Raw genomic sequence first — 17434 nt, 5'->3', positions numbered from 1 at the left:
CTATTCTATTTTTATTGCCTCATATCATTTGGGATTATCACCGGAGAATTCCGGTATCTATGAATTGTCCTATCCGATTATTTCATATCATTTTCCATAGCTCAGTACTCCCGCTGATTCTTCAGCAACTACCTATCAGATTAACCATTTTACATTTCTTTGTCAATTGTCATTTTTATTCAAATTATGTTTCCGTTTTTGTATATATTATATAAACGCTGCCTGCGCCTGCTACCGGCAGCTTCTTACAGATGCCTGACAGCAAAAATTTCAGCCCCATGTGTTCCACTCGAAACACATGAGGCTGTTTTTTCTCTTAAATATTCTTCACGGTTGCAATATCTACCAGAGTAAGCTCTGACTGGGCATTTTCCAAGCTGGTTGCCAGTGCGTTGGCTGTATCCATTGCCGTGATACAGTATACGCCGGTCTCAATTGCATTACGACGAATCAGGAATCCGTCACGGTTCTTATCACCATTTCCCTGGGTCGGTGTGTCGATGACAAGGTCAATCTTATGGCCTAAGATTAAGTCCATAACGTTTGGTGACTCCTGGGTAATCTTATTGACACGCAGTGCATCTACGCCATGCTCCTGTAAATATTTTGCAGTACTTCTGGTTGCATAAATCTTGTAGCCTAAGGCTGCAAAACGTTTTGCTACACCGACTGCTTCCGGCTTGTCCGCATCTTTTACCGTCATAATCATCTGCTTATATTTCGGAAGCTGAACACCTGCTCCTAAGAAAGCTTTGTATAAAGCTTCATCAAAGGTCTTGGCAATTCCTAAGCATTCTCCGGTGGACTTCATTTCCGGTCCAAGGCTGATTTCTGCTCCACGCAGTTTCTCGAAGGAGAATACCGGCATCTTGATTGCGATATAATCTGCGGTTGGTGCAAGTCCCGGGGTATAACCCATTCCTTTAATGGTATTACCAATAATAACTTTGGTTGCCAGGTCTACAATTGGAATACCTGTAACTTTGCTGATATATGGTACCGTTCTTGAGGAACGTGGATTTACTTCGATAACATATACCTGCTCGTCCATTACGATAAACTGAATGTTAATCAGTCCTACTACGTGTAATGCCTGAGCCAAACGCTTGGTATATTCTACCAGCATTTCTCTTACTTCATCACTGATGGTCGGTGCCGGATATACGGAAATACTGTCTCCGGAATGTACTCCGGTACGCTCGATATGCTCCATGATACCAGGAATTAAAATATCTGTACCATCACATACGGCATCTACTTCAATTTCCTTACCCATCAGGTATTTATCAACCAGAATCGGGTGATCCTGTGCAATACGGTTGATGATTCCGATAAATTCTTCAATCTCTTCATCATTGTATGCAATCTTCATACCCTGTCCGCCCAATACATAGGAAGGACGAACCAGTACCGGGTAACCCAGACGGTGTGCAACTTCTTTGGCTTCTTCTGCGGTAAATACAGTTCCACCTGCTGCTCTTGGGATTCCGGTCTTCTCTAAGATTTCATCAAAGAGCTCTCTGTCCTCGGCAGCATCTACATCTTCTGCCTTGGTTCCAAGAATCTTGACACCCATCTTCATTAAGCTTTCGGTCAGCTTGATTGCGGTCTGTCCACCGAACTGAACAACAGCTCCGTCCGGTTTTTCTAATTTTACAATTGCCTCAACATCTTCCGGTGTCAACGGCTCAAAATACAGTTTATCTGCAATATCAAAGTCTGTTGATACAGTCTCCGGGTTGTTATTTACGATAACTGTCTCCCAGCCTTCCTTGGCAAATGCCCAGGTGCTGTGTACGGAACAGTAGTCGAACTCGATACCCTGTCCGATACGGATTGGACCGGAACCTAATACCAGTACTTTCTTCTTCGGTGTTGTCTCTTCTGCTTCGTTTTCACTGCCAAATACGGAATAGTAATATGGAGTGGATGCTTCAAACTCTGCGGCACAGGTATCAACCATCTTAAAGGCTGCTACGATACCATTTTCGTAACGCATGTCATGAATTTCTTTTTCACTCTTTCCGGTAAGATCTGCAATGACTTTATCCGGGAATTCCATACGTTTTGCTTCTTTTAAAAGCTCTACGGTAAGTGGTTTTGTCTTTAAATCCTGCTCCATTTCAACTAAGATAGCCAGTTTGTCAATAAACCATTTATCAATCTTTGTAATCTCATGAATTTTATCATAAGATACGCCACGGCGCAGTGCTTCTGCAATAACCCAGATTCTGCGGTCATCTACTACATGTAACTGCTCCTGTAACTCCTCATCAGAAAGCTTGCTGAAGTCATAGGATAAAAGACTGTCTACATGCTGCTCTAAGGAACGGATTGCTTTCATCAGGGCACCTTCAAAGTTATTGCAGATACTCATAACTTCTCCGGTTGCTTTCATCTGTGTTGTTAACGTACGTTTTGCAGTGATGAATTTATCAAATGGAAGTCTTGGGATTTTTACTACGCAGTAGTCTAACATCGGCTCAAAACTTGCATATGTCTTTCCGGTAATTGCATTCTTGATTTCATCTAAGGTATAGCCCAGTGCAATCTTTGCAGCAACTTTTGCAATCGGATATCCGGTTGCTTTGGATGCTAATGCAGAAGAACGGGATACACGAGGATTAACCTCGATAACACAATATTCGAAGGTTTCCGGATGCAGTGCATACTGTACGTTACATCCACCGGTAATATTTAATTCGGAAATGATATTAAGTGCAGAAGTACGCAGCATCTGGTACTCTTTATCACCTAATGTCTGGGAAGGTGCTACTACGATAGAGTCTCCGGTATGTACACCAACCGGGTCAATATTTTCCATATTACATACGGTAATACAGTTTCCATTGGCATCACGCATTACTTCGTACTCGATTTCCTTCCAGCCTGCAATACAACGTTCTACCAGTACTTCTCCGACACGGCTCAGACGAAGTCCGTTGGATAAGATGTCGATAAGCTCTGTCTCATTATGTGCGATTCCGCCGCCGCTTCCTCCTAAGGTATAAGCAGGACGAAGTACAACCGGATATCCGATGGTATTGGTAAATTTAATACCATCTTCCACATTGTGTACTACCTGGGATGGTGCACACGGCTCACCGATTTTTTCCATGGTATCTTTAAATGCCTGACGGTCTTCTGCCTTGAAAATTGTCTCAGCAGTTGTACCAATCAGTTTGACACCCTGTTTCTCTAAGAATCCGGATTCTGCCAGCTCCATACCAAGGTTTAAGCCAGCCTGTCCACCCAGAGTAGGAAGGACGCTGTCCGGTTTTTCTTTTATGATAATCTGCTCTAATACTTTTGCAGTTAATGGCTCGATATAAACTTCATCTGCAATATCCTTATCTGTCATAATGGTAGCAGGATTGGAGTTTACCAGAACAACTTCGATTCCTTCTTCTTTTAAAGAACGACATGCCTGTGTTCCTGCATAGTCAAACTCTGCAGCCTGTCCAATGACAATCGGACCAGAACCAATTACTAATACTTTTTTAATATCTTTATTCTTAGGCATTATTTCGTTCCTCCCATCATCTCAATAAAACGGTCAAAAAGGTAAGCAGAATCCTGTGGTCCCGGACATGCTTCCGGATGGAACTGTACGGTAAAAATGTTCTTTCCGACATACTCTAATCCTTCGTTGGTTCCATCGTTTACATTTACAAATGCCGGTTTTGCAATTTTCTCATCCAGGGTATTGGTATCTACTGCATAACCATGGTTCTGGCTGGAAATGTATACACGGTTGGTCTTTAAATCCTTAACCGGATGATTTCCTCCACGATGACCATATTTCAAATGATATGTGTCTGCACCGGTTGCAAGTGCCATCAGCTGATGTCCCAAGCAGATTGCAAAAATCGGTGTGTCAGATTCATATAATTTACGAATCTCTGCAATAATCTCCTTGCACTCCTTCGGGTCTCCAGGTCCATTACTTAACATGATTCCGTCCGGATTCGTGCTTAAAATTTCTTCTGCTGTGGTGTGTGCCGGATAAACGGTAACTTCACAGCCTCTTTTATTTAATGACTGGGCGATGTTTCTCTTAGCACCAAGGTCTAACAGTGCTACTTTTTTGCCCTTTCCAGGCAATACGCTTTTCTCTTCACAGGTTACTTTATCTACCACATTTCCTGTGGTGTAAGCCTTTAATTTTGGAATAATCTCATCCAGATTGTAATTCTCATCTGTTGTAATCATTCCATTCATTGTTCCCTTTTCACGTAAGAGCTTGGTTAATGCTCTGGTATCAATTCCTGCAATTCCCGGTATATCGTATTTTTTCAGAAAATCCTGAATGGTTCCTTCACAACGGAAATTGCTTGGCATTCTGGATAATTCTCTTACGATATATCCATCTACCCATGGACGTCCTGACTCCATATCCGGTGTAATTCCATAATTTCCAATCAAAGGATATGTCATTACTACCGCCTGTCCTGCATAAGATGGATCTGTCAGTACCTCTAAATACCCTGTCATCGACGTATTAAATACAATTTCACTGATGACTTCCCGTGTTGAACCGATGCTGGTTCCGGTAAATACATTGCCATCTTCCAATATAAGAAAAGCTTTCATTTGTTCACCCTGTCCTTTCTATTCTTCCGATACCTGCGCAAAAAAAAAGAGTCAGTCATCTCTTTTTCCTTCCTTTTGCATAAAAAATGCACCAAACCTGCACAGGCTACCTAAATTGTAAAAATTCTACCATATCGGGAAGGTTTTTTCAACCTTTTTCGCAAAACAAATAGTCACTAAGTTTGATGCATATTTATCCATTTTTTATGCATTTTTTCTTTTTCCCTCTATAATAACCACCCTTCCATTTTCCCGGTACGCCAAAAGAAGCTGCCGTACTGCAGCTTCTTTGGTGTTTGTTAAAGAATATCATTTATCTATAGGAGTACGATTATTTCACATTAAATGCTTTCTTTCCAGGATATACTGCACTGTCACCTAATTCCTCTTCAATGCGGAGTAACTGGTTGTATTTTGCAACACGCTCACTACGGCTTGGTGCACCGGTCTTAATCTGGCAGGTATTCAATGCAACTGCCAAATCTGCAATTGTGGTATCTGCTGTTTCACCGGAACGGTGGGAACTGATTGCGGTATAACCAGCCTTATGTGCCATCTTAATTGCCTCTAAGGTTTCAGATACGGAACCAATCTGGTTTAACTTAATTAAGATTGCATTTCCTGCGCCCAGTTCAATTCCTTTGGAAAGACGCTCGGTATTAGTAACAAATAAGTCATCACCTACTAACTGCACTTTGTCTCCAAGTCTTGCAGTAAGCTTCTGCCATCCTTCCCAGTCTTCCTCGTCCAGACCATCTTCGATAGAGATGATTGGATATTTCTCACATAATGCTTCCCAGTGTTCAATCAACTGCTCTGCAGTATATTCTGTACCAGCCTTTGGAAGCTTATAGTATCCTTTTCCTTTTTCGCTCTTCCACTCGGAGGATGCAGCGTCCATAGCAATCTTAAAGTCTTTGCCTGGCTCGTAGCCTGCTTTCTTTACTGCCTCTAAGATGGTTTCAATTGCTTCTTCGTCTGATTTTAATGCAGGTGCAAATCCACCTTCATCACCAACAGAGGTTGCAAGTCCTCGCTCTTTTAAAATAGAAGCAAGTGCATGGAATACTTCTGCACACCATCTTAAGCATTCTTTGAAGCTTGGTGCACCTACCGGCATGATCATAAATTCCTGCACATCAAGACCAGATGATAACGCATGGCATCCGCCATTTACAATATTCATCATCGGTACCGGAAGACGATTGCCGGAAATTCCACCAAGGAAACGATACAGTGGAATATCTAAAGAAATAGCTGCTGCTCTTGCTGTTGCAATGGATACCGCAAGAATTGCATTGGCTCCCAGTCTGGATTTGTCTTTGGTTCCATCTGCCTTACGCATTGCCGCATCAACTGCATAAATATCAGATGCATCCATTCCTGTGATTGTATCATTGATAATTGTATTGATATTTTCTACCGCCTTCGTTACCCCTTTGCCAAGGTATCTTGATTTATCTCCATCTCTTAATTCCAGTGCTTCAAATTCTCCGGTTGATGCACCACTTGGTGCAGTCCCTCTTCCTACTGTACCATCTGCAAGATATACCTCTGCTTCTACAGTAGGATTTCCTCTGGAATCCAAAATTTCACGTCCGACTACTTTTTCAATCTCTAAGTAATTCATGTCCTATACTCACCTTTCCTCTTTACATTTTGTCAGATACAGGACTTTTCCTCCCGGAAGAATATTTCTTCCGGTGAATATGGATATTGCCGTCTCCATATTCTAAAGGAGTCCCTATGATTTGCACGAAGTTAGTTATTTCTAACTTCAATTATTGTATACTAACTTTATAAAAAGTGCAAGGCGCTTGGCGATTAGGTTTTCTCATTACTGCGGCGGATTACATCTTGAGCATGGTTCCAGTCCCATACTCTTCGCCTCTGACAAAGTCACCTCATGGTCACTCTTTTTTAAATAAGAACAACCTGCCGAATGATATTTTGAACCGGTGTCTGTAATATGTACCATAACAGAACTGCTTTCGCCGGCTGAACTGCCGGCTGTACCGGCAGCTATACCTGCATCACTGCTGCCTGATGATGTAGTGCTGTCTGCAGCTGAATTATTTGCCACAGACGAGCTGCTATCATTATTCGAAGTTCCTGCTCCGGAAGATGCTGCATTTTTTGTAGTATCACTGCTTCCGGTAGGTTCTCCTGCTTTCCAGCTTTCTGATGGAGAGCAGTTCCAGGTGATATTATTTCCATCCGATGTTGCAACAATCGTACCCTGCTCATCGGTACGGAACACAGATATACCTGTTGCCCGCAGACGGTTCAGCACCTCTGCATGAGGATGTCCGTATTTATTGCCTTCACCGGCACTGATTACCACATAAGTTGGTGATACCTTATCCAAAAATGCCTGACTTGTGGCTGTTTTGCTTCCATGATGCGCCGCTGCATAGACATCTGCGGAAACATCAATTCCATTACTTAAAATGTCCTCTTCCGCTTTTTCTTCTGCATCTCCGGTAAAGAGGAAACGGTTGTTGCCATTCTGCACCAGCACACCCACCGACCAGTCATTCATGTCATTTCCATAGTCTGCATTCGGTGCCACGATGGTAAAAGTTGCTCCGCCCAAAGTATAAGTCTCTCCAACTACCGGATAAGTAGTCTGATAGCCCTTGGACTTCATTGCCTGCACCACATCATCATAGGTTCTGGTATCATTTGCCACATTTGGCATGATAATCGTATCACAGTCAAATTTATAAATTGCTACATCCAGTCCGCCAATATGGTCTGCATCCGGATGTGTTCCTATGACATAATCCAGTTTCTCTACACCCTGGCTCATAAGATAGGACTGTACCGTTGTTCCTTTGTCATTATTACCGGCGTCTATCAGCATGTAATGACCATCACAGGATATCAATGTAGCATCACCCTGCCCTACGTCTATGAAATGCACTTGCATCTGTCCGGCGGAACTGCTATCCGTCTTATAGGTATTACTGATAACTCCCTCGGTAACAAAATCCTCCGTATCACCGCCCGACTCTGTATTGCTTTCCGTCTCTGTTTCAGTCTGCGCTTCCGTAGCAACGGAGCTTTCACTGCCAGACTTTTCTTTCTTATTATCCGAATGATTATCGATTGCTCCGGCTATCATCAGTACGAAAATAATAACAGCAATCCATAATTTCTTGTTTCCGGATTTCGATTTCATTTTCCTAACTCCTCCGTTTTTCTTAAAATTTCTTTTCTATTATAATATTTTTTTTATGTTTTTTCCACAGAAAAAACACTCCAGCCTAAGCCAGAGCGTCATCCCACTTCCATATTAAACTACCTTAATTTACTTCATAATATTTATTTCTTTTATATTTCTCAGTTACTTTACTAGGTGCCACATTTCCGACTCCTGCACAGCCATTTTTTCGGCTAGATGATGGTTGCTTTTCTGACTCTGTTATAGCCATCTTTTCAACCGCCTTATTGTCAACTGGCTGTAAACCTATCTCATCAGATGGAATTTTTACATATAAATGATTATGTTTTGAAAATCCACCGAATCTGCGAACCAATAATCCCTCATCATCTAATTCCTTCAATGTTGTTTTTACAGAAGATTTGCATTTGCCGATTTGAACAGACAATTCATCTATTGGAAATATCAGATAAACGTTTCCATACTTGTCTATCCAGCTATTCTTTCTCGATATCCGCGCCCGGTCATACAAAATCATATAAAGGAATTTTGCAGTTTGAGAAATTCGCAGTTTTAGCAAAAACTTCGGAAACCGGAAGTACTGAATCATCTGCTCTGACTCCTTCATGTACTCATATTTCATTCTTTTCTCGCCTCATTTCTGTTTCTAACTGTTGTAAAAATCATTTTTATGCCGGCTAAAAAATGTTCTTACACATATATAAAAGATGAAGGGCATAAACACAGGCTCTTGATGAAAATTTTTTATTTTTCCTGCAAAAAATACCCTTTCATTAATACGAAACGCTGAAAGGTATTTTTACAGCCCCTGAGGAAAACTTTTTTACTTTTTCAGTTAATTGAATATTTGAAAACAAAAAAAACACTCACTTATTCCAGTGATATGCCTTATCAAAATTTTCTTATTTTGTTGTCTGTGACGCTTACTCAGAAACGCTTGCGTATCTGCTAAAATGTAATCGCCTGCAATTATATTTTCACGTGGGTGTGGGGGCGCTTTCTGCCCCCACCCAGGAAATATTGCTAAAATACAGTTTAGATTTACCATACATACAAATTGGAAGTTATCTATTTCTCCTCTTCGTTAAGACCTAGTTCACTACATATTACTTGCTATCCCTGATACCTTATTCTTTCAACCAGCGTTTCCTTTTTCAGATTACTGCTTAAAACGCAGGAAAGTACAATCTGCAACAGACCAACCAAAAAAATCATAATAAAAATTGGTACGATTGGAACATGATAGATATTCATTCCAAATATTCCATTATGTTTTGCATAGGAAAAAAGTGTATAGCCGAGCGGCAGACCAATAATCAAAGCTACGCATATGGTGCCAACCGTAAAAATCAGTCCCTGTAACTGCAGACATAAATTTAATTGTTTATTTGTCATACCCACAGCCTGTAATATACCATATTCCTGCTTTTTTGTCGTAATATTCATGATCATGGTATTCGCCATATTCATAAACCCGATGAGTCCCACAACCGCCATAAACAGATAACAGCCAAGCTTCATCATTCTGCTTGCAAATTCGGCAGATTGTAACTGCGCATGATAAGTATCCATTTTTATATGCGAAGTATCAGAAATCAAAGTATTCAGACTTTGTTCTACAGATGCCACATCTTTTTTATCACAGTCCACCCACAGATAGCCATAGGCTGTTCCTCTCGGATTCATGGAACGATATACACCTTCCGGAATGACAAGATAAGTGTCCGCACTTACAAAAGATCCTGCAATCTTTCCCTGATAGGTATAGGTTCCACTTCCATTCTCAAAGTCAAATGCAATGGATTCACCCAGAGCATACCCATCTTGTTCCATCCACGTTGACCAGCCAAAGAAAATATCACCATTCTTTACCGCCTGATCATAGTCCATAGAGCCAATATCCCCGTCCTGGCGCATAAAATCAAAATCCTTTTTATTCACAATAATAGCCGGAAATCTTGTTCCGTTCAGATTTACAGAGACAATCTCTCTCGTCATAACATCTGTTACTCCCGGAATGCTTTTGATTTCTTCAATCAGCGAATCATTCAATGGATCATCCGTCAGAATCGTATCCAGATTATTCTCCGGATATCTTTCATCATACTCAGCAGAATAGTCAAGCTGCAGTTCAAATTGTCCATGATTAACGGAAAGACGTGCTTCATGCTCCGTGTCAATATTTCCCACATAATTAGAGATAATCACAAACAATACGCAAGAAAAACCCATTGTGAGGATAGTACCAATAGTTCTTTTGGGATTACCCGTTACATTTGCCATTGCCATAGAAAATACGGTGACATTTTTTCTGCCATTTCGTTTTCCTTTTTTTTGTGTTTCTGCATTTTCTAAATACCGTGTTGCTTCGATAGGTGAAATCCGTGAAACAATTTTCATTGGTTTACGCAGTGCCAAAGCAACGGTAAGAAATGATACGAAAATACATAGAAGCATAACAGGCAGGGAAAACAGTGGCACCTGCTGATTTTGGACTCCCATAGAGCCAGTTTGGGTTGATACAAGGTTTCCCTGTTCTACCAGCCAGTTAAAACCGCATTTTGCAATCAGAAAACCAAGAAGCAATCCAACCGGCATTGAAAAAAAGGTCAAAAAAATGCCCTCTCTGAAGATCAGTTGTTTCATCTGCTTTTTTGTCGCTCCCAGAGCCTTGATTTTTCCATACTCCTGTATCTTGTTGACAATACCGACCTGAAAAATATTATAAATGACCACAACAGAGAAAAGTACAATTGCAAGAATCAGAATTCCACATACCGCAATCGTTTCATAACTCGGCTGCAAGACCCATTGCAAATAGAGATCATTGACTATAACGTTTTTTTCTTCGATTCCACAAGCTGCTGCAATCTGCTTTATAACCGGTTCAATATTATTCATAGATACATTTGCAGAATCATTTAAAGTAAAATAAATATTATACTGTCTGTCATTCTCTGCGACGTGCTCATCATAAAACTCCTGTGACCCGAAAGCAACATAAGATGCCTCGATGGTATACTCATCCCGATCATATAGGATTCCGCTGACAACAAATTCTTCCGGCTTATATTCTGACTGCATCCCTGCACGGTAATCCAGTGTAACCGTATCTCCGACCTTTACATCATCATATCCCATTGCACGAAAAAATGCTCTTCCTGCGGCAATTTCCTGCGTTCCTCCCGGATACTTTCCTTCCTTTAACTCATATTCCTTATTATAGGGAAGCATTTTTCTTGCAGTCTCATCCATGCAGACAAACCCGCCGTTTTCATTGCCTTTTATGATACCTTCTGTACACATAATTCCTATTGCATCTATTTCCGCACGGCGGTTTACTTCTTTTAACTGCGAGGCATCTGCTGCGACAAACAGACCATAATTGCTTCCATATGAGCCTGCCGCCTGACTTTTCTGTAAACGGATCATTCCATTTCCCACAGTACTGATAATCACAAGCAGCATCGTAGTCAGACATATGGACATCATAATCAGTATACTTCTTGTCTTGTTCTTTTTGTCATTGCTATATGCAATCCTGCTTATTGTCTTCATCTGAAATCCACCACCTGTCCGTCCTCAATTACCAGAATACGATCAGCGACCTGTGCAATTTCGTCATCATGGGTAATCATTACAATTGTCTGTCCATATTTTTTTGCTGTCATCTTAAGCAGAGCGATTACCTCATCACTGGTCTTAGAATCAAGATTTCCTGTTGGCTCATCTGCAAATATAATTTCCGGACGATTCACCAGTGCTCTTGCAATTGCTACTCTCTGCTGCTGTCCTCCGGATAACTGATTTGGCAGATTGTAAATCCTCTTTTCAATCCCCAGAGTTGCAATGATATCATTTACATACGCTTCATCCACTTTTCTTCCATCCAGCCCCAGTGGCAGTACAATATTTTCCCAGACATTAACAGATGAAACCAGATTAAATGCCTGAAAAACAAATCCGATTTTTCTTCTGCGGAAAACAGCAAGGGCATCTTCCTTCATCCTGTATAAATCTTTCCCTGCTAAAGTAACACTGCCTTTTGTCGGGGTATCAAGCCCTCCAAGCATATGAAGTAATGTACTTTTACCGGAACCTGACTTTCCGACAATTGCGACAAATTCTCCCTGCTCAATCTGAATGTCCACCTGATTTACCGCTTTGACCTGATTCTCACCTGCGCCATAATACTTACAAAGCTGCCTGGTTTCTAATATCACACTCATGTGTTGCCTCCTTCTCAATTCTGTAAAGCATATCTTTTCAGTACGCTTTCTTTGGTCTTTTTTCAACCTACATCCAGATTGTAGCAGGACAATCTTTCATTTCACTTTCAAAAAACGAGCAGAAGTCTTACAGAATTGTAAGATATCTGCTCACTTAAAATTTAACCAACATATGGTAATTGAATCACAAACGTGCTTCCTTTTTTCTTTTTGCCGGAGGTTACCATGATTGTACCTGCGTGTTTTTCGATAATTTCTCTCGATAGAAAAAGTCCGATTCCTGTACCACTCTTTTCCATGACCTTCCTGGAACTTCCTCTGTAAAATCGTTGAAAAATTTTGTGATACTCATTCTGCGGAATACCAATTCCCTGATCCTCAATTTCCATTCTTACAAGATCGTTTCTTTTTTGTAGCCGGATAAATATTTTTGAACCATCCGGGCTGTACTTGATTGCATTATCCAGAACGTTGATCACAGCTTCACCAAGCCACCTTTTATCCTGCATAATCGTGCATGTTTCCAGCTCTTTTTCATAGTCAAAAACGAATTCAATTTCTTTCTCATCCGCTTTAGGATAAGTACGGTTCACAGCAGATATGACAGTATCCATAAGCGGAAGTTTTTTCTTATTAATCTGAATCAGTCCGGTTTCCATCTTGGATATTTCAAGAAGCGACTGCAATAATGTCTCCAGTCCATCCAGAGCACTCCGACAACGGATACGAAACTCCTCCTGTTCTGTGGCACTTAAGTCATTCTGCATCAGCACACTAAAACATGTATCCAAAGCTGCAACCGGTGTCTTTAACTGATGAGAGATATCAGAAACCATTTCTTTCGTGCTCTCTTTTTCTTCCCGTGCTTCTTCCTTTAGCAACTGAATATGATGTCCGATTGCTTCAAGCTGGTCATTCAATTTCTCCAGTTCTGCATGATTTTCCGTTTTCAGTAAAGCATCAAATTTATTTTCACGGAATCTGATCAGAATTTCTTCCAACCGGTCTAAAATTTTCTGATGACACGCATCTTCTTTTTTCTTCCAATAAAGTAAAAAAGTCAAAAGAAGCACGCATATCACAGTGCTTACAGCACCGGTCACCATAACCTGATGCCGGAATTGCGAATAAAATGCATTCCCTTTATTCCCCCAGTAGCCATATTGCTCCAATAATTGCATTCCCTGTTCGTTGGTTTCAACATCCTTATCCTTAAGCAATTCCGAAACAGCATCCAGCCCGGAAAAATCTTCCTTTGCAGCAATCTCTGTCATAAGATTCATTTTATATTTATAATCTTCATAAAACACATATGTGGTAAAGCAATTTAATATTGCAAACAATAATATGACAGGTAATACCAGGGAGAGCACTACTGTAATCTTCTTGCGATATCTCTTTGTCACTGCCTTACCTCCTGATTCCATATATACCCAAGACCTCTGATATTCTTTATATAGACCGGTGCAGCCGGATTGTCTTCGATTTTCTCACGGAGTCTTCTGATATTGACAGCGATTGTATTTTCATCCACAAAATCCCCTTCCAGATCAAACACATTTTCCAATATTTGTGTTTTTGAAAGAATCTGTTTCGGATTCTGAAGAAAAAAAGTCAGCATTTTCAACTCCGTTTTTGTCAGACTGATTTCACGACTCTTTATCAGGACTTTCATTTCTCCTGCGATAAATACGATATCTCCCGAAATCATCTTTCCGGCTTCCGTTTTCTCCTGTCTGCGGCGGAAATGTGCTTCTATTTTCAAAAGAAGTACCGAAAGACTAAACGGCTTTGTAATATAATCATCGGGCCCTGCTTCATATCCCATGACCTGATCCATCTCCTGATCTAGTGCTGTAAGACAAATAATGTATGTATTATAATTGCATCTCATCCACCTTACAAATTCCAGTCCATTCCCATCCGGAAGATTCACATCACAAATGGTAACATCCACATTATTATCACTTGCAATTCTTTTCGCTTTTTTCACTGATTCTGCTGAAAAAACCTCATATCCGGATTTTTTCAGTGAAAATGTAATTCCACGATTTAAATTTTCATCATCTTCAACCACGAGTATACCTGGCATAGCATATGCGCCTCTCTTTATTAACTATTCTCCTCGTTGCAACGCACAAATTCTTTCCAACTTCAATTCTGCATTTTCTCTTTACCTGCGAAATATACAGATTGGAAACCTTCATGCCGGCATTATGTTCAGCCACATACTTCTTTATCTCATCATATGTAGCCTTAGTCTCTGCAGATGTTATATCCACATTATCAAGTTCAATTGTGACATTAATGTAATCATCCGGCTTCTGTTACAATTGGGACAAAAGAACCACAGTCTCAATATTCCCCTGAACACTTATTTTATACTGCATAGCGAAAGTATGCAATAGGTTTTCAAAGTGGGGTAATGGTTTTATCCCCATAAAAAGCGGATGATTAAATGTATTTTAGAATTTTCCTATACAAATCCCATAGTCTCGGCGCACAAAAACCGCCCAATGCACTCAGCCCTCGATGTTCATGAATATCTCTATCTTCCACCTCAAATAGTCTATGGAAATCATCTCCCTGTCCAACATAGACGGATTTGTCATAATTAAGAAATGTAGACCTGCCACTGAATTGGTCACCAGTGATATCTATAATAATACGCTTGTCTACCATCAGCCACGCATGGGATTGTCCATTCCCATCTGTTTTACCCCAATACGTTCCACAGACATAATCTGTTTTGATACCCTTATCCAGCAAATACTGAGCCAACAAATCACTCGTATCTCCGCAGCAAGCACGTGGAAATCTGCGATATATGCTGTCGTTATCAAACTCCCCAGCTTCCAATGCCTCATCAATCGCTTTCCGAAATTGGGTTGCTAATTGTTCTATATCCTTCATCATACGCTCCTATAACAAAACCACTTTTGCGAAAAAGTATCCTTTCGCCAAAATGTATATTCTCCGTTCCCAAAAGCCTATCCCCTGGGGTAAACCTCCACTTATATCATCACTCTACGGAAACAGAAACACACATCCATTTTTCTTTCAAAATCGCAGAAACCTTTGGCTTAACAGTGATAAGGAACTAATTTACTTATCAACTGTTAGCTGACGGTTTCCGGGGTGCATACGGACAAATCCCGTCTGATTTCTAACAGGAAGTCAGACGGGATTTTCGCTTTATATTACGAATTATGGAGGACATACCATGAAAACCTTAATATCTTGTGCCTACAATATGGATAATTGCTGTGTGGAAGTGAAATTCAGCGACGGCAGTATGATTGCGATTGACACTATCGTCGTTGAGAACGAGATTGCTGACAATATGTATCAGCGGTCAGAGCTGGATTATTTGATCTACAACGCTCCTTTGGAGTATGCAGACCTTATCTTGAACGGCGATCCCGAAACCTATTTGAAAACTGTAACAGAATACAAGCCTTGGGATAGCTGACAACACGCTGCCCGCAGGAGAAAATCCTGCGGGCGTTTTTCTGTTTATATTATTTCCCTCCGTTGGATCTCAATTTAGGAAAGAAGATGACAATCTTGAAGCTCTTTCCCCACTGGGAAGCTGCTTCCAGATGAAGATTTAGATCGTCGGCCATCTTCTTAACCAGGTAAAGTCCCATACCGGTAGCCTTCTTTCTGCTGTCAGTAGAATCCCCGGTAAAGCCCTTTTGAAAAATGTACGGCAGATTATATTTTTTTACGCCAATGCCGTTATCTTCAACAGAAAGGATATCTGCAGTCTCCGAATGTATCACGGAAATTGTAAGCATGGGACTATCGCTGCTATATTTGATGGCATTGCTAACGATTTGTCCCAACATAAACTGAAGTCCTCTACGGTCTGTATAGACTGTTTCAGATTGCAGTTTGTTGAGAATGACAAAATGCTTCTCTTCAAGAAGTGGGGCATAGTCCTCCAGAACTTCACCCAAGCAGTCATTCAAATTGACATCCTCAAATCGGTAATCCTTTGTACTGCTCTTCAACCGGGCATAGTACAGCATCTGCGTGACATCCTCCTGAAGCTGACTGCGGACATAATCCAGCTTTGCTTGCAGGGAAGGAGAGATTTCATCGTTCCGGTTATCCAAGAGCATGGTCAGCAACGATAGGGGCGTTTTCGCTTCATGTGCCCAGCCCTCCACGTATTCTTCATAGTCCCGTAGGGCATCCGCCATATTGTTACTCTCGTTTTTGTATTCCCGTAAAACCGAAGCCAAAAATCGGACAGATTCTCCTTCTTTCTGACTAATGGCACTGAGCAGCCGTTCTTCATTGCAGATGGTAGGATCACTGAGGAAATCTCGGAACAGTTCCATGTGGGTGTTCTCCCTCTTGTTTAGTACAAACAGAATCGCTGAAAACAAAAGGATGCTCGTCAGAACTACTAACCCGATCAAGGTTTGAAATACCTGAATGTCAGAAATCCAAAGAATGACAGCGCAAAAGCAATCCACGCCCAGCAGCAACAGAAGCCAGGGGTAGTACCGTTCTATCATGTGCCAAAGCTGCTTCATAGAGACACCTCCGCTTCCAAACGGTAGCCCATTCCTCGAACTGCAACGATTCGCTGCTTCATTTCAAGGGCGGACATCGTTTTTTTCAGCCGGGTTAGGTTAACCTGCAAGGCATTTTCATCTATGTATTCCGTGGTTCCCCATAGTGCCATGCAAAGCTGCTCCGTCGTGACCAGAGCATCGCCGCCGGACAAAAGAGCGACCAACAGTTTTCCCTGATTTTTTGGAAGCACCACAGAGGTATTATGAATATAAAGCGTGTAGGTCTGCTGGTCTAACAGGAAATCTGGTCCCTCTATGAGATTGGTACGGCCTTCATACCTTTTGAGAATATTGGATACCCTGGCAAGAAGTCGATCTTTTCTGCACGGCTTCGTCAAATATTCATCGGCACCCAACTGGAACGCTTGCAGTTCATCCTTTACCTGATCTCTGGAAGTCAGCACCAGGACGGGGATAGCAGTTTTATTCTTTAGCTCCTGGCAGATTTGAAAGCCACTGATCTCCGGCAAGTTCAGGTCTAAGATCACAAGGTCAGGGCGGAGGGCTGCCAAGAGCCGAGCGGCATCTTCAAACTCGGTAATTGCCTCCACAAGATAGCCGTCCTTTTGGAGCATATCGCAGAGTTCTTCCCGCATATAGACTTCATCTTCCACAACAGCAATTCTTTTCATGACAGCACCTCCTTCCAAATTATTCTTCTCTCTGCGGCTGCATCAGTGTCAGCAAATACCGATCACTGGAGCGCTTGACCACTCTCATATAAATATATTCTATCACGCAAAGTAGTAAAATCATAGCAGCAGATACAAGCAGCATTTCAGACACTGTCCCACGGGTTCGGGACGAGAGTATCCCTGTAAATAACGCCCTGACTC

Annotated in this window: 14 protein-coding genes and 1 pseudogene; 1 reads left to right on the top strand and 14 read right to left on the bottom strand. The window is 41.3% G+C overall.

Annotation, left to right across the window (positions count from 1 at the left end):
- Window positions 1-316 precede the first annotated feature (316 nt).
- The 11 genes and pseudogenes from carB to DWX96_RS07290 all read right to left on the bottom strand — a co-directional run bounded on the left by carB (window position 317) and on the right by DWX96_RS07290 (window position 14922).
- Complete coding sequence (gene carB, locus DWX96_RS07345; protein WP_118057131.1) at window positions 317-3523, bottom strand: carbamoyl-phosphate synthase large subunit; 3207 nt, start codon at window positions 3521-3523, stop codon at window positions 317-319.
- Window positions 3523-4593, bottom strand: coding sequence for a carbamoyl phosphate synthase small subunit (locus DWX96_RS07340; RefSeq protein WP_022243003.1), 1071 nt, complete (start codon window positions 4591-4593; stop codon window positions 3523-3525). The genes carB and DWX96_RS07340 overlap by 1 nt, the downstream gene beginning before the upstream one ends.
- A 331-nt stretch (window positions 4594-4924) precedes the next feature.
- The gene (gene eno, locus DWX96_RS07335; RefSeq protein WP_117947700.1) at window positions 4925-6223 is read right to left on the bottom strand and encodes a phosphopyruvate hydratase; all 1299 of its coding nucleotides are present in this window, start codon (window positions 6221-6223) and stop codon (window positions 4925-4927) included.
- A gap of 207 nt (window positions 6224-6430) precedes the next feature.
- Window positions 6431-7777, bottom strand: coding sequence for a ComEC/Rec2 family competence protein (locus tag DWX96_RS07330; protein WP_118057130.1), 1347 nt, complete (start codon window positions 7775-7777; stop codon window positions 6431-6433).
- 124 nt (window positions 7778-7901) lie between these two features.
- Entirely contained in the window at window positions 7902-8402 is a 501-nt protein-coding gene (locus DWX96_RS07325) for a replication initiator protein A (RefSeq protein ID WP_118057129.1), read from the bottom strand.
- Window positions 8403-8893: 491 nt separating this feature from the next.
- Window positions 8894-11338 carry an ABC transporter permease gene (locus DWX96_RS07315; RefSeq protein WP_118057128.1) on the bottom strand — a complete coding sequence of 815 codons (2445 nt, stop codon included), beginning with the start codon at window positions 11336-11338 and terminating at the stop codon, window positions 8894-8896.
- Window positions 11335-12009: an ABC transporter ATP-binding protein gene (locus DWX96_RS07310; protein WP_118057127.1), complete on the bottom strand. Its 675-nt coding sequence runs from the start codon at window positions 12007-12009 to the stop codon at window positions 11335-11337. Before DWX96_RS07310 ends, DWX96_RS07315 begins: the two co-directional genes overlap by 4 nt.
- 161 nt (window positions 12010-12170) lie before the next feature.
- Complete coding sequence (locus tag DWX96_RS07305) at window positions 12171-13436, bottom strand: sensor histidine kinase (protein ID WP_118057126.1); 1266 nt, start codon at window positions 13434-13436, stop codon at window positions 12171-12173.
- A complete protein-coding gene (locus DWX96_RS07300; protein ID WP_118057125.1) occupies window positions 13412-14101 on the bottom strand; it encodes a response regulator transcription factor in 690 nt (229 codons plus the stop codon). Before DWX96_RS07300 ends, DWX96_RS07305 begins: the two co-directional genes overlap by 25 nt.
- 49 nt (window positions 14102-14150) lie before the next feature.
- Window positions 14151-14372 (bottom strand): annotated as a pseudogene (locus DWX96_RS14880) (23S rRNA (uracil-5-)-methyltransferase RumA); the annotation flags it as partial.
- A 91-nt stretch (window positions 14373-14463) separates the two neighbouring features.
- Window positions 14464-14922: a hypothetical protein gene (locus DWX96_RS07290; protein WP_118057124.1), complete on the bottom strand. Its 459-nt coding sequence runs from the start codon at window positions 14920-14922 to the stop codon at window positions 14464-14466.
- Between the two features lie 310 nt (window positions 14923-15232).
- Between DWX96_RS07290 and DWX96_RS07285 the strand changes: the two genes are divergently transcribed.
- Window positions 15233-15481, top strand: coding sequence for a DUF6061 family protein (locus DWX96_RS07285; RefSeq protein WP_033121501.1), 249 nt, complete (start codon window positions 15233-15235; stop codon window positions 15479-15481).
- 49 nt (window positions 15482-15530) lie between these two features.
- Here DWX96_RS07285 and DWX96_RS07280 read toward each other — a convergent pair whose 3' ends face one another.
- From DWX96_RS07280 to DWX96_RS14445, 3 genes are all read right to left on the bottom strand, one after another.
- Window positions 15531-16556 carry a sensor histidine kinase gene (locus tag DWX96_RS07280; RefSeq protein ID WP_055228679.1) on the bottom strand — a complete coding sequence of 342 codons (1026 nt, stop codon included), beginning with the start codon at window positions 16554-16556 and terminating at the stop codon, window positions 15531-15533.
- Complete coding sequence (locus DWX96_RS07275) at window positions 16553-17230, bottom strand: response regulator transcription factor (RefSeq protein ID WP_055228678.1); 678 nt, start codon at window positions 17228-17230, stop codon at window positions 16553-16555. Before DWX96_RS07275 ends, DWX96_RS07280 begins: the two co-directional genes overlap by 4 nt.
- Window positions 17231-17249: 19 nt before the next feature.
- A partial coding sequence (locus DWX96_RS14445) for a hypothetical protein (protein WP_147337971.1) occupies window positions 17250-17434 on the bottom strand: 185 nt, incomplete at its 5' end.

Origin of the sequence: Roseburia sp. AF22-2LB (assembly GCF_003461125.1) — a bacterium.
GTDB lineage: Bacteria > Bacillota > Clostridia > Lachnospirales > Lachnospiraceae > Roseburia_C > Roseburia_C amylophila.
This window is presented reverse-complemented; position numbering and strand designations above follow the sequence as displayed.